The organism is Acinetobacter sp. 2JN-4, assembly GCF_003687745.1.
In the GTDB taxonomy this organism is placed as follows: domain Bacteria; phylum Pseudomonadota; class Gammaproteobacteria; order Pseudomonadales; family Moraxellaceae; genus Acinetobacter; species Acinetobacter halotolerans.
The window spans coordinates 155,829-169,446 of record NZ_RDNY01000002.1 but is presented as its reverse complement, the minus strand read 5'-3'; the positions used below and the strand labels follow the sequence as shown (position 1 = coordinate 169,446).

Genomic DNA, 13,618 nt, shown 5'->3' with positions numbered 1-13,618 from the left:
GATATTTCCCTGCTGATCTTTTAAGATTTAATATCAAAAGATTACGTTTCTTTGCAAAGCTTAGAACCACTCGCTAGGATCATCGACCAACTGATTTAAAACAGGCTGCCATTGGTTTTGAATCAGCACAAAATTCTTCTGTGGCTTATCAAAAATACTTAAACCTTGCATTGCCAACGTACCATATGCACTACGTTCAGAAATCCAAGCAACAGGGGGGTGCTCGATTTTGGTAAAGAAGTTCTGGATATCTTTGGAGCTGGCACTGTTTGCTTTGACACGGTTGGCGATCAGTAAAATCTGGACTTTACCTTTACGAATCCGTTTGATCTCTTGCAAATGTTTGAGAAAACGACGGGTACTATCAATATCAAAGAATGAAGGCTGTATAGGTGTCACAATGGCATGTGCTTCACTGACTAATTGTTCAGCATGTTCACCCGAAAGTGCCCCAGGCGCATCAATGATCAAATAATCAAGATTCTTAGGCGCGTCGCCAATTGATTTTTCATGTCGCCAATCAAGACTTTGGATTTCAGTGACCGTTTCTGGACGTTGTTTTAACCATTGTAATGAAGATTTTTGGTTGTCCGCATCTGCTAAAGCAACCTTATACCCTTTTTGTGATAATGCTGTGGCAAGGGTGATCGCAGTCATGGTTTTACCACAACCACCTTTTTGATTTGCGATTAATATTGTCTTCATGAACTCTTTTTTAACAGGTCTCTTATATTCAATCATACCTTAGCATCTTTTTGATAAGAGTGTGTGACACATGACAAAAGTTTAGGGTCTGTTGACATTTCACAGATGCTTGCGACAGAGGAAATTTTTTAGACGATACAAGGCATGGTTTGCGAAATTTAGTATTCTAAATGAGCAAGACATAACGTAGTAGCGGCAAAAAATGTCCCTGTCCCGCAGGGTTATGGCTAAAACTGCCTCAAACTTCGTTGTGAAACTTGACAAAGGGATCGCCATTGCCTACGTTTCACGCCTTGTTTGTGTGGTTTTAGCCTATAACGCAATGCATGGCTGAAATATCAATAGACCCTCATGTTGCAGTTAAATAGCACGGCAATAGATAAGGAACATTTTTATGTCAATTTGGCTTGCAATGCTAATTGGTGGGTGTATTGGCGTGGTGCTGACCACCATTATTTTGTCTCATAGTCGTAATGGGCGTATCCAAGCGGAGTATGAGAGATACATTGCTGAACTTGAGTTAGAGCATAAACAAGCGTTGTTAGATGCGCAGAAGCGTAGTGTGAACACCAGTCGTGCAGTGTTGAAAGGAAAAATGGCAGAGCAGTTTGCACCGATTTTACCTGAGTTTCGATATTTACCCAGCGATGCCAAGTTTTTAGGTGATCCGGTCGATTATGTGGTGTTTGATGGGTATACCGATTTTCGAGATGGCGATGGTGAAGCCGAAGATATTGAAGTGATCTTACTCGATATTAAAAGTGGTGGTGCGCGTCTGAGTAAAGGTCAGCAGGCGATTGCACAAGCAATTAGTGAGGGGCGGGTTAGGTTCGAAACCCTGCGAATTGACTTTACGGAATAGTCATCGTTTAGGCGGGTTTTATATCAGGTATGGGGGATATAAAAGTAGAGGTCGCAAATGGCACAAAAAGATGACCAAAATGAAGCTGATTGTTACTAAAAAAAGCAACTTCATTCATGGTCTAGGCATACTATGAAAGGAATGATGTTCTAAGATTTTAGTCATTTTTTTGAGGATGATCGAGCCATGAACAAACGTCTTTGGATCAGTTTATGCATGGTTGCTGCAATGGGGCAAACACATGCATCAACCAATCAGGCAGAATATAATATTGCCAATGGTTTATCGCCTGTTGTGAAATATCAGTCCATTTCGGTATTAAAACCGTTTGATGGGAATTTTCGTATACTCGGTTCAAAAGTTTATCACGATGATGAACAAGCGAAGTTTTCTCCCATCGATTATGCGGTCAGTTTAGATTTGTTTGCTGATCCAGAGATTGCACGGACCATTTCAGTACGTCAGTATGATCGCTACTTAAATTGGAATATGAAAAAATTACCCGTACCACCTGATCAAGCATTAAAAATGGTGTCAAATATGCACATCATTCCTGCTAACCCTGAAATCGCAAAACAAATTAAGCAGGTCAAGCGTGGTGATTTGGTCAACTTAAAAGGTGAGTTGGTTGAGGTGCGTGATAAAGATCTGGTTTGGACCTCCTCTTTGACACCTGGCGGTGTAGGCGATGGCGCTTGTGAATTATTTCGCGTGAATTCGATTGAATGGGTCGAGAGACAGAAGATTTAAAATAACAGTTTGATAAAAAAGCCCGCTCTTTTATAGAAAAAGAATGGGCTTTTTATTATAGAAATATTGAGAAGGCTTTATATGATTTTGGAATTTTCTATCCATTAGCTTTCGGCAGTTTGTGAGCTTTTCCAATGATGCAATTGGCTTTGCGCATGTAGATAGCCATTTAATTGCTCAACCTGATCGGTCGAATTTTGAGATGGATTGGAATAACGACTTTGATCTAAAACCTTGGCTTGATTGTCCCAATAATCGTAAAGCAACCCTTGAATATAGCGACCTTGTTCTGTTTTGAGTTCCAAGTCTTTCAACATATTGAGGGCAGATCGGATATTGTCTTTTTGACGCTGCTGTTCAAACTCTGCTGTTAAAGTGCCATCTTGTTTCATTTTCGCCAATTCAATTTCCATACTATCGGTCATCTCGGTAAAGCGTTGCTCATATTCATCCAAGATTGCAATATCATGCGCATCATCTGTAGTCGTTGGAAATTGCTTAATTGGCATTGGATTGAGTTGACCAATTGCATCATTGACTGAATTGGTTTGACCTTCATTTTGCGTCGTTGGCTCTTGGTCTTTATTACATGCACTGAGCATCAAGGCTGAGCCCAAAATGCAGCCCATAGCAAATGTTGTTTTAAATTCAGCTTTCATAAATAAACTCATTAATTCGATATTTTCTGAAAATGATAGGCATAAGTGACATAAGGGAAATCTATCTGATCTTGCGCAGTTAATCCCATAAAATCAAATACAATTTGTTCGAACTTGGTTTTGAGTTGTTGTTGATCGATTGGTGCTAGGGCTGCGATAAAACTGGTAGAGAGCAGGCGTTTACTCACCACTTGTTCGACTGTACCGCGATGCATCAATTGAAAGGTTTGTACGTCGATGGGTTTAAACAAATTCTGACCGTCAAAAACCTGCTTCCATTTCCCGCTGTGATAACGTGGGCTATCTCCTTCAAATGGTGCAATTTCATCAGCTAACGCTTTCACCCAATTGACCTCAATGTCTCGCTGATTCCAAATCAAGCCGACATGCCCAGATCGGGTTAATACACGATGCATTTCAGTCAGACTCTCAAGATTCGAGAACCAATGAAAAGATTGCGCGCAGACAATCGCGTCAATCGACTGATCGCTTAGGGGAAGTTGATCACTGGATGCCTGTATACATTCAATGTTGGGATGGCTGTGTTGGAGTTGTTGCAACATTTCTAAGATAGGCTCGACTGCGATCACTTTTGCTTGTGTCTGAATCAAGTAAGGTAAGAATTTGCCAGTCCCAGATCCGAGGTCAACAACAGTTGAATTTTCACCTATTTGGAGTCGATCTTGCAGCCAAATGACTGTTTCTTGTGGGTAACTGGGTCGAACTTGCTGGTAGAGTTTAGCCCCTAAACTAAAGCCTTTTTGTGCAGCAGGATGTAAGGATTGTGTCATTTTTTGCGCTTTTTAATCTGACTGATCTCTATAAAATAAGATACTCCGCAATTAAGGATTGGCAAAGGCATCATTTGATGACTTGTTGATTCACACCTAGGAATATTTTTCAGTGTGAGCATGGATAAACAAATAATATTTGAAGATGATCATATTCGCGTTATTTTTTTAAAAGGTTCAAGTGACACGTTAGTGGTTTCGTTTGGCGATTTGATTAGTCGCGCTAAAGGCATGTCCATTAATGCTGAAAAATCATTAATAAAATATCAATACAACGTCATCGGCATTATGCCGAAGCAGAAGACATGGTTTCCCAAAAGCAGCATGCTTGCCATGCAGCATCAGATTCAACCGATCTTGCAGCAATTTAAACAGATTGTGGGCTATGGTGGCTCGATGGGCGGTTATGCTGCGATTAAATATTCAAATTTATTGAATATGCAAAAAATCGTGGCTTTTGTTCCGCAATATTCAATCGATCCTGACATGGTGCAAGACCGTCGTTATGCTGAATTTTTTGATGTATCAATTCATCAAGATATGCAGATTCAAGCGGATGAAGTCGATCCTGCACGTGAATACATTATTGTCTATGATCCTTATTATGCCGAAGATAAAGAGCATTTTTTAAAGATCCAGCCGTTGTTGCCAAAGATGCATGTGATTCATTTGCCATTTACAGGGCATGAGGCACTCTCTGTGTTGGCCAGTTCAGAACTTTTAAATGATTTCGTTGTAAAGCCATTTGATATCACCTATTTCTATCGACGTGTTCGAGAAGTCAAAAAGCAAAGTAAGTTTTATTATCGTCATGTGTTGGATGCTTTATTGCACCGACATCATCGTGCTTTATTAAAAATACTGGAAAATAATGACTTGCAATTGGATGAGCGTTATTTTGATGCAACCATAAAGCAAAAACTGGTGCAGCAATTATTTAAGCTTAAACAAGGAACTGAACAGAACCTACATAAGTTGGGTGCACTTCCGCATTTTGTGCAACATGCTGAGGCCTTAACTCCGAATGTCAGAACGGCTCAGCAACAGTTTGCGGTTTTCAATTTAGTGAGCTTGAAACTCGAAAGTTATGCGGCAGATATTATTGCTGGAAATCATCAGTATCTTTTGCCTTTAAAGGTTCAGCCGAATACTTTGGTCGAACTTGATTTGAATAATGATCGCTACTTACTGACCATGAATGATCGCGGTATTCATAAGTTGATTCCCGTTGGCGAACCATTACCTTTAGATCAGTCACCATTGGTTTTTAAACAGTATGCTGATTTTTGTAGTGTGAGCTATAAGCAACTGACTTTATGCTGTGATGCTGAAGGTTTAAGTCATTTTATTGAAAATAATGCAGATGAGCAGACCAAGCTACAATTCTGTTGAGTTAAAAGATTTGCCTAATAAAAAAGCCTTTTGAACGTTCAAAAGGCTTTTTTTGTGGTGAATATGTCGAGCTTAGTTTGCGCCGACTTTTGCATTGGTGTTTACATTGGCATTTACACCTAATACTTTCACGCCAACATTTGCACCAGCTTGCGCTTGTTTTTTATCTGCATTTAAGCCTGTTTGAGCTTGAACAGATGAATTTCCAGCATGAACGCCTGCTTGGGTATTCAGACCCACTGATTTTGGTTCAGTTTTACGTTCCTGATAACGTTTTTTTGCTTCTGCACGTTTTTCAGCCGCTAAGTTTTTGCCATCAACGGCTTTCTCTACCGTATAGTCTTTTGAAGTTTTAACAGCTGTGCCCGTGCTATGTATCACTTGTGCGGTTTTATCTGCTGCAAATGTTTTACCATCAACGGCTTTATCTACTGCATAGTCTTTAGAATTCTTAATCGCTGTGCCTGTGCTATGAACAACATTTGAGCCGACATTCGCAGCCGCACCAACGGTTTTTTGAGTGGCATTTACACCTGTATTCACAGCGGTATGACCAACATGATGTGCTGCTTGGCCAACACCTTGTGCGGTATTTTTAACTGCACCAGTAACGCCCTTAATTAAGCCGTTTGACTGAACAGAAACTTGGGCTGAGCCACTTGCATTTGCGCCGACGTTTTGAGCAAAGACAGATGCAGAAGCAAGAATACTTGTTGTCACGATAGCAGTTTTGATCATTTTTTTCATATTGCGGTTCCTTAAGTGATGTGCCATATCAGGGCACTTCATAAACGCAATTGCATCATAGCGAGCAAAAAGGAGAAAGCTATGGATTTCAGCAAAACTTTACAAGTAGGTTACAGCTTAAACACACTATAGCGATAAATTGTGGAGATACATTACTAAACTAAATATGTGAAAAATATAATTTTAATTATAAATAAAAATAAGTTAATTGACGATTAAATAGATAAAAACAAAACCAAATGCGCTTCTATAAGGAAATTAAAGAATAAATGGGGGAGTCAAATATCAAGTTCAAATCATCTAAATTAAAAGTGGCATTTTTATTGCTTGGTCTAAAAGTGTGGAAAAATTAATTTGGTTTTTCATTAAATTCAATTGTCTTTATAGAAAACTAAACATCTCTCAAATAATTCTACGTTGAGGTAAAAGTTGTCTAAAAGTTGAGCGCAATAACGAATTTTTATGTACAATTTTGAATGCTGGAAAAACATTAAAATTAACGTGAATATTAAAGTTAATAAAACTTATCTTTTAGATGATTCAAACAAAACCTTGCGATAAACAGTAAAAAAAATTGGAGCATATGAATGAAAAAGATCGCGGCATTTTTACTTTTATTGATTGGAGTGGGCGCGATCGTGCTCTATTTCCAGCCATCCGATCCCTTAACGTCTTCCCAAGATCAGTATATCCATCAGATGAAAGATGAATATCTTGAAGTTATTCCAACAACATTAAACAAAGAGGAGAACAACACCACTGAAATAACAACAACTTTATTGAATCAATCGGAACAGTCGAATGAAGAGGCGCAATTTTATAACACCAAAAGTGATCCTGCGATTCAACCGATAGATCCAGAAAAAGATCCTGCAAATGAAATTAAAACGCTTTAATCGTTTAGTGGACTTTACCCAAGACCACTAGAGATTCAAATGTTCTTTATCCGAGAACAATGGAGATATAAATTGAAAAATAAAACGTTATTATTACTAAGTTTATGTGCTTTATACAGCACAAGTTCTTCTGCTGCAGCTTTAAATGCAACTCAATTAAAACAACAGTTGAGTTCGATCGCAGTAGCCAAAGTTGCCCAAGGAAAAATTGATCTAAATGCCTTAGTGAGCAATGAATCCAATGATTTACTGATTGAATATGAGACGAACTTTTCTCATATATCGCCAAGCCTTGAAAAGCGGAGTTATATTGCTGAAGGCAAAACACAGTTTAAAAATAAGTTTGCCAAAGCATCAGGTTTTCAAACTTTACGTGAGTTTAATGGGCTGCCTTTAGGTTTATATCGCATCCAAGATCGTGAAACATTAGCAAAGGTTTTAAATGATCCGTCAGTGAAAGGTGTTTACCCAAACCGTAAAAACTCACCAACCACGATGCAAAGTCTTCCTTTAATTAACCAACCCCAAGCTGAAGCGAATGGCTTTACAGGGGATGGATCTAGTGTGGTGGTGCTTGATACAGGCGTAAATTATAAACATGCTGATTTTGGCTGTACCGCAGTCAATACACCCGCATCGACTTGTCGGGTGGTGCATTCCTTTGACAGTGCGCCCGATGACGGCAGCTTAGATGATGATGGACATGGCAGTAATGTTTCAGCGATTGTTGCCAAAGTTGCAACTAAAACCAAAATCATTGGCATCGATGCATTTAGAAAGGTTAGATATCAAGGGCAATGGGTGAGTACTGCCTATGATAGCGATATCCTCGCAGGCATTAATTGGGCGGTCAATAATGCTCAAGCTTATAATATTAAAGCGATTAACATGAGTTTAGGTGTGTCTGGGGTGAAATATACGTCTGAATGTCAAAACAGTAGTTATGCCACTGCTTTCGCCAATGCACGAGCAGCAGATGTTGCTCCTGTAGTTGCTTCGGGTAACGATGGATTTGCAGATGGGATATCTTCACCTGCTTGTGTTGCGGGTGCTGTGCGTGTAGGAGCAGTGTACGATAGCAATCTGGGGAATATGGCATGGAGTAATTGTACAGATGGAACCACGACTGCTGACAAAGTGACTTGTTTTAGTAATGGGGGTTCATTGGTCACTTTACTCGCACCAGGTGCATTGATTACTGCAGGTGGTGAAACTCAAGGAGGGACATCACAAGCTGCACCACATGTTGCAGGGGCGATTGCATTATTGCGTGCCAATAGTGTGAGTCCGACAGAAAGCATTGATCAAACCATTAATCGTTTGAAAGTAACCGGCAAACCAGTTACGGATACGCGAACTGGCTTGGTATTTCCACGTATTGATGTATTGGCTGCGAGCAGTGGCTTATCATCAAATTGAGTTAATTTTTTTATAGTTTAAATTGACCCAAAGTGTGTTTAAAAGTGCCATAACTCGTTGCAAATAGTGATATCTGCAACGAGTTTTTATTTAAGAAGTAATTAGTGACATTGAGCTAAGTTACTTTGGTTAAAATGGCTTTTTAACTTGTTAAAGTTACTTTTTACGTCGGTATTTTGAATATCAAATATGGTGACTTTGCGAGTATTTTGATCTAACTCAGGTTTTTGAGTCGTGTTATTAACTGGACTGTTAGGGGCGTAGTGAAAGGTTTCCGAAAATGCACGATTGAGTTTATCTTTTCTAAAGTCCCAAGTCTCAGTACTTTCACCACCTTCTAAGTAACCTGTAAATTTGATCACGCAACGGTCTTTGTATTTACTGAGCGTTGCAATATTGGTTTTTGTATCGGGTAGCGCATCAATATTTTCAACTTGTTCCAATTGCGTTATGGGAAATACGGTTTGAGTTGGTGTAAGCGAACATGCAGTGAACCCAATACTGCTTGCTATGGTCAATAGGGTTATTTTGAATGGCTTGTTAATCATTATTTGATGCATTCCTATAAGTTCTATTTAATCGTATTAATTGGATGATGGCGAGCTTAGATCAGCGCGCTCAATTGGTACATTTCCATCATTTGTACCCACTACAGCATCTTTGGTGTCTTGCCATTTCTTTGCAGTATACGTTTTTGCTTTCTCAGTTTGTTCTTGAACAATGACGGACTGTTCAGCACTGTATTCTTTGGTACTTTTCCATTTTTCACCGATTTTTTGTGATGTATTTTCAGATGCACCTTGAATCGAATCACCTAGGTTCTGCATGCCTTTGCCTGTCTTATACAGCAATACTCGACCGAGGCTAGGATTGTCACCATAAGGAAGTGTTTTTTCAGCCGTTGCAGTGTTTGTATTCGCTGTAGTTGTATTTGTTTCGGCTGCCCAGAGAGAAGACGATGCGATCAGTGCAGTCATTAAACACAGAGCAGGTACTTTTTTCATCATCTTTTATCCTTCAGGAGATATTCTTGTAATTCAAGTTTTATAGCTTATCGCCAAGTTCAAGAAAAGAATGTAGGTGATGTGAAATTGATACAGTGCGTAAAAATTATGTCTGTTCAGTTCGATAGCACATATGTTTGTAGTGTATTCGCTGCTTCATCAAATCAAGCAGATTGGGATGCTAATCTGACATTTTATGATCGTTGACGCCTTGCATTGCTCATGGTAGTTTCAATTCCATACAAATCAATATTTTCGAGTTTTATTTTTTAATCAAAATATGTATCTTATGAGGCAGGTTTTGGAATCTTATCTGTCATTTCTGCCTCATAAGAGTAGTTAGGCTTCTTTGGAGTATCCAATGAAAGGATCGTGCCTTATCCTCTTTCGTAGTGACACCTGTACCCTCGAGCGAGCCGAACAAGAACTGAGAGCGTACAACCTGCAAGTTCATCAGAACGGAAACTCTTTGATGGTGGAGCGTTCCGGCTCTTCGAAATTTCAAATAGTTCTGGTTCGGGAGCCTCACGTTATCAAAGAGGCCCAAGAGATCGCTGAAGGAACTGAACATGAACAAAGCATCAGTCTGTGCGATGCTCGGTTTGAGGTAACCATTGATGATCTAGAAATGGCACTTGATGAAATCAATACGCTGATGGAAGTTCAAGGTGCGTTGCAAGATGCTTCTTCTGGCTACGCGTTCCTTCCTTGGAATGGGCAAATCATCAAGCCGTGGGTTGGTTAAAGCAGAGCCTACTGGCACTTCAACAAGGACAATGCCCCAGACTCCTAGTAAATCGTTCTAGCCGAGGGGCGTCTGATTTCCAGCGTTAAGTATCAGTAATATAATTCAGATGAATCACAGAATGGCAATTTTTATTAAAATTTGGCTGATGATTACTCAATAAAACAAACCCCGCCAGTTTATAGCGGGGTTTGTTTAAAAAATCAAGTATTATAAATACTTAACCCTGCAATACACTTACATCTGCAATCGCTGTGAATAAATCACGCAACTGAGCCAATAAACGTAAACGGTTAGCTTTCAATTCAGTGTCGTCTGTCATAACCATCACACCTTCAAAGAACGCATCAATAGGTACACGAAGGGCAGCAAGCTTAGACAACGCTTCAGTATAGTTACGTGCATCAAGCAAAGGCTGAACCACTGGTGTTAAAGCAGATAATTCCGCATAAAGTGCTTTTTCAGCGGCTTCAACGAGATTCGCTTCAACCACCGCACCTTCTGGCGTTGCTTCTTTGGCAAGAATATTGGCAACACGTTTGTTTGCAGCAGCTAAAGCAGCCGCTTCAGGTAAAGTACGGAAGTGATTGACCGCATTCACACGCTTATCAAAATCAAGTGGTGATTTTGGCGCAAGTGCTTGAACTGATTGCAGTACATCAACAGCAACGCCTTGATCTTCGTACTTGGCACGATAACGACCTTCAAGGAAAGCAACGGCATCAGCACGCGTCTTATCATGATCTTTAACCACGTCGCCATAACCTTGCAGTGCAAAATTAACCAATTCTTCGATCGTTACATCAAGTTCATTTTCAATGATCAAACGTAAGATACCAATTGCAGAACGGCGTAATGCAAACGGGTCTTTAGAACCTGTTGGCGCTTGACCAATACCGAAAATACCAACCAGCGTATCTAAACGATCTGCAAGTGCAATCGTTGTACCTGTTTTGGTTTGTGGTAATACATCACCAGCAAATTTTGGTAAGTATTGTTCACCTAGCGCTTCTGAAACTTCGGTGTTTTCACCTTCAAGACGGGCATAGTAAGTCCCTGCAATACCTTGAAGTTCAGGGAATTCACCAACGAGCTCAGAGGTTAAGTCGCATTTCGCAAGTAAAGCTGCTTTCTCGGCATCAGTAACATTCGCACCTGTGATTGGTGATAACGCTACAGCCAATTTTGCGATACGTTCTGATTTATTCCAAAGCGTACCCAATTGGGCTTGGAATACCATATTGGCTAATTTTTCTTTACGACTTGCGAGCGGTTGCTTTTGGTCTTGTAAGAAGAAGAATTCAGCATCAGACAAACGCGGGCGTACAACTTTCTCATTGCCTTCAATAATTTGAATCGGATCTTTCGACTCAATATTTGAAATAGTGATGAAGTAAGGCTGTAATTTACCTTCAGCATTGATCAAACAGAAATACTTCTGATTGTCCTGCATGGTGGTAATTAAGGCTTCTTGAGGAACAGCTAAATAACGCTCTTCAAAAGTCGCACGTAACGCAACTGGCCATTCAACCAAACTGGTCACTTCATCAAGCAAGTTTGCAGGAACAATTGCAGTCGCGTTGACATCATCCGCCAATTTTTTCACTTGTTCTTGAATGGTCGCTTGACGCTTTTCAAAGTCTGCTACCACATACGCTTTTTCTAAAGTCGCTAAGTAATCGTTGGCATGCGCCAAAATCACCGCTTCAGGGGCATGGAAACGGTGACCATAAGTCACGTTACCCGCTTTATGATCTTGAATGGTTGCTTCAACCACTTGATCATCTTTCAGCAACACCACCCATTTCACTGGACGCACGAACTCAGTACGGCTTGCCGCTGAACGCATACGTTTTGCGATTGGCAAGTTGTCCAATGCAGTTTGTAAAATTTGTGGCAGTACAGCATCAAGGCTTTGACCTTTGACATCTTTCAAGAAGCAAACTTTTTCAACTTTACCTGCTTGGAACGTCGAAAGTTGGTCAACTGTGATACCTTGACCGCGCATAAAGCCTTCAAGTGCTTTAGTCGGTTTGCCTTCAGCATCATAAGCCGCTTGTACAGCAGGACCGTCAAAACGTTTTTGAGTATCAGCTTGAGCTGCATCAATATCTACGATTTTAAGTGCTAAACGACGTGGAGCAGCATAAGCTTCGATTGACGCAAAGTTTAAGCCAGCATCCTTTAAACCTTTTTCCGTTTCAGCTTTTAAAGCATCACGTAGAGTTTTTAAGCTTTTTGGTGGAAGTTCTTCACAGCCAAGTTCGAATAAAACAGTATGCTTTGTCATTATTTATTCTCCTTCGCTTTTTCAGCTTGGGCTGCTTCTGCTTCAACTTGTGCTTTTAACTGAGCTAATACTTCATCACGTAAATGTGGTTCTGCCATCGGGAAGCCGAGTTTCGCACGAGCAGCCACATAACTTTGTGCAATTGAACGTGCCAAAGTGCGCACACGTAAGATATAACGCTGACGTTCTGTGACAGAGATTGCACCGCGTGCGTCGAGTAAGTTAAAGCAGTGAGATGCTTTGATCACTTGTTCATAAGCAGGAAGTGGCAGTTCAGCTTCGATTAAACGTGAGGCTTCAGCTTCATAGAAGTCAAACAATTCAAACATTTTATCGACTGGCGCGTATTCAAAGTTATAAGTCGATTGCTCAACTTCATTTTGATGGAATACATCACCATAAGTTACTGTACCAAATTGACCTTTGGTCCAAACAAGATCGTAAACTGAGTCTACGCCCTGTAGGTACATCGCTAGACGTTCTAAACCGTAAGTGATTTCACCAGTCACAGGGTAGCATTCAACGCCACCGACTTGTTGGAAGTAAGTGAACTGAGTCACTTCCATACCATTTAACCAGACTTCCCAACCTAAGCCCCAAGCGCCCAGTGTTGGAGATTCCCAGTTGTCTTCTACGAAACGAATATCGTGCGTCAGAGTATCAATCCCGATGGCTTTTAAAGAGTCGAGATAAAGCTGTTGGATATTATCTGGGTTTGGCTTAAGCACCACTTGGAACTGATAGTAGTGTTGTAAACGGTTAGGGTTCTCACCATAACGACCATCTTTTGGACGACGTGAAGGTTGAACATATGCCGCGTTCCAAGTTTCTGGACCTAATGCACGTAAGAAGGTTGCAGTGTGGAATGTTCCTGCACCCATTTCCATATCATATGGTTGTAATATGACGCAGCCTTGCTCCGCCCAATAGTTTTGTAGGGCAAGAATTAAGCCCTGAAATGTATCAATATGCGATATAGCACGACTCATGGTGCATCCACTGGAATCAAACAAAAATTGTGGTTAAGTATAAGGATTTTGGGGAGTAGTGGCAAAGGCTTGTTTCTATACCTACAAAAAATTATTGAGCGTTATTCATTTGAGTTTCTTTGAAAGTACTTAGCTTTGAATTTAGGTTGAAATGAAGAGATAGACCAAAAAATAAGGCTGAGGAGAAAACTAACGCTAAAGGTTGAAGGTGAAGTGAAAGTGCGAGCGACTGTATAAAAAACATAGTCAAACATAGGTGAGTTGTTATAAATGTTTTGAAGAATCGATATGATGAAATAAATTAGGCTTAAAGATATATGTGCGCCCAGCAACATCAATGGAAAAATAAAAAGTTTTTTTGAAATTAGT

Annotated in this window: 14 protein-coding genes; 6 read left to right on the top strand and 8 right to left on the bottom strand. The window is 40.1% G+C overall.

All coding sequences use genetic code 11. From position 1 onward, the window contains the following. Nucleotides 1–60: 60 nt before the first annotated feature. Entirely contained in the window at nucleotides 61–705 is a 645-nt protein-coding gene (locus tag EAH57_RS03720) for a ParA family protein (RefSeq protein ID WP_034594731.1), read from the bottom strand. Nucleotides 706–1,099: 394 nt separating this feature from the next. Here EAH57_RS03720 and EAH57_RS03715 point away from each other — a divergent pair, with 394 nt between their 5' ends. Both EAH57_RS03715 and EAH57_RS03710 read left to right on the top strand, forming a co-directional pair. Further along, nucleotides 1,100–1,567, top strand: coding sequence for a Holliday junction resolvase-like protein (locus EAH57_RS03715; RefSeq protein ID WP_121928886.1), 468 nt, complete (start codon nucleotides 1,100–1,102; stop codon nucleotides 1,565–1,567). A gap of 186 nt (nucleotides 1,568–1,753) precedes the next feature. Next, on the top strand, nucleotides 1,754–2,317 hold the full coding sequence (locus tag EAH57_RS03710) for a hypothetical protein (RefSeq protein ID WP_121928885.1): 564 nt from the start codon (nucleotides 1,754–1,756) through the stop codon (nucleotides 2,315–2,317). A 104-nt stretch (nucleotides 2,318–2,421) separates the two neighbouring features. Here the strand turns inward: EAH57_RS03710 and EAH57_RS03705 are convergent, their stop codons facing one another. Both EAH57_RS03705 and EAH57_RS03700 read right to left on the bottom strand, forming a co-directional pair. Further along, nucleotides 2,422–2,976, bottom strand: coding sequence for a hypothetical protein (locus tag EAH57_RS03705; RefSeq protein WP_121928884.1), 555 nt, complete (start codon nucleotides 2,974–2,976; stop codon nucleotides 2,422–2,424). Between the two features lie 11 nt (nucleotides 2,977–2,987). Continuing rightward, a complete protein-coding gene (locus EAH57_RS03700) occupies nucleotides 2,988–3,767 on the bottom strand; it encodes a class I SAM-dependent methyltransferase (RefSeq protein WP_121928883.1) in 780 nt (259 codons plus the stop codon). Between the two features lie 120 nt (nucleotides 3,768–3,887). Between EAH57_RS03700 and EAH57_RS03695 the strand changes: the two genes are divergently transcribed. Beyond that, entirely contained in the window at nucleotides 3,888–5,159 is a 1,272-nt protein-coding gene (locus tag EAH57_RS03695) for a hypothetical protein (protein WP_121928882.1), read from the top strand. 72 nt (nucleotides 5,160–5,231) lie between these two features. Here EAH57_RS03695 and EAH57_RS03690 read toward each other — a convergent pair whose 3' ends face one another. Continuing rightward, nucleotides 5,232–5,906 carry a hypothetical protein gene (locus EAH57_RS03690; protein ID WP_121928881.1) on the bottom strand — a complete coding sequence of 225 codons (675 nt, stop codon included), beginning with the start codon at nucleotides 5,904–5,906 and terminating at the stop codon, nucleotides 5,232–5,234. Nucleotides 5,907–6,493: 587 nt separating this feature from the next. On the opposite strand from EAH57_RS03690, the gene EAH57_RS03685 reads away from it, so the two are divergent. Both EAH57_RS03685 and EAH57_RS03680 read left to right on the top strand, forming a co-directional pair. Next, complete coding sequence (locus EAH57_RS03685; protein WP_005193765.1) at nucleotides 6,494–6,802, top strand: hypothetical protein; 309 nt, start codon at nucleotides 6,494–6,496, stop codon at nucleotides 6,800–6,802. A 72-nt stretch (nucleotides 6,803–6,874) separates the two neighbouring features. Then, the gene (locus EAH57_RS03680) at nucleotides 6,875–8,221 is read left to right on the top strand and encodes a S8 family peptidase (RefSeq protein ID WP_171407368.1); all 1,347 of its coding nucleotides are present in this window, start codon (nucleotides 6,875–6,877) and stop codon (nucleotides 8,219–8,221) included. A 101-nt stretch (nucleotides 8,222–8,322) separates the two neighbouring features. On the opposite strand, the gene EAH57_RS03675 is transcribed toward EAH57_RS03680, so the two are convergent. Both EAH57_RS03675 and EAH57_RS03670 read right to left on the bottom strand, forming a co-directional pair. Then, the gene (locus tag EAH57_RS03675; RefSeq protein ID WP_121928879.1) at nucleotides 8,323–8,769 is read right to left on the bottom strand and encodes a hypothetical protein; all 447 of its coding nucleotides are present in this window, start codon (nucleotides 8,767–8,769) and stop codon (nucleotides 8,323–8,325) included. A 36-nt stretch (nucleotides 8,770–8,805) separates the two neighbouring features. After that, a complete protein-coding gene (locus EAH57_RS03670) occupies nucleotides 8,806–9,225 on the bottom strand; it encodes a hypothetical protein (RefSeq protein WP_121928878.1) in 420 nt (139 codons plus the stop codon). Nucleotides 9,226–9,586: 361 nt separating this feature from the next. Here EAH57_RS03670 and EAH57_RS03665 point away from each other — a divergent pair, with 361 nt between their 5' ends. Continuing rightward, nucleotides 9,587–9,970 (top strand): hypothetical protein, encoded by a 384-nt coding sequence (locus EAH57_RS03665; protein ID WP_004673088.1) that lies wholly within the window; start codon nucleotides 9,587–9,589, stop codon nucleotides 9,968–9,970. Nucleotides 9,971–10,190: 220 nt separating this feature from the next. Here EAH57_RS03665 and glyS read toward each other — a convergent pair whose 3' ends face one another. Beyond that, entirely contained in the window at nucleotides 10,191–12,260 is a 2,070-nt protein-coding gene (glyS, locus tag EAH57_RS03660; protein ID WP_121928877.1) for a glycine--tRNA ligase subunit beta, read from the bottom strand. Continuing rightward, nucleotides 12,260–13,249 (bottom strand): glycine--tRNA ligase subunit alpha, encoded by a 990-nt coding sequence (gene glyQ, locus EAH57_RS03655; protein ID WP_121928876.1) that lies wholly within the window; start codon nucleotides 13,247–13,249, stop codon nucleotides 12,260–12,262. The genes glyS and glyQ overlap by 1 nt, the downstream gene beginning before the upstream one ends. Nucleotides 13,250–13,618 lie beyond the last annotated feature (369 nt).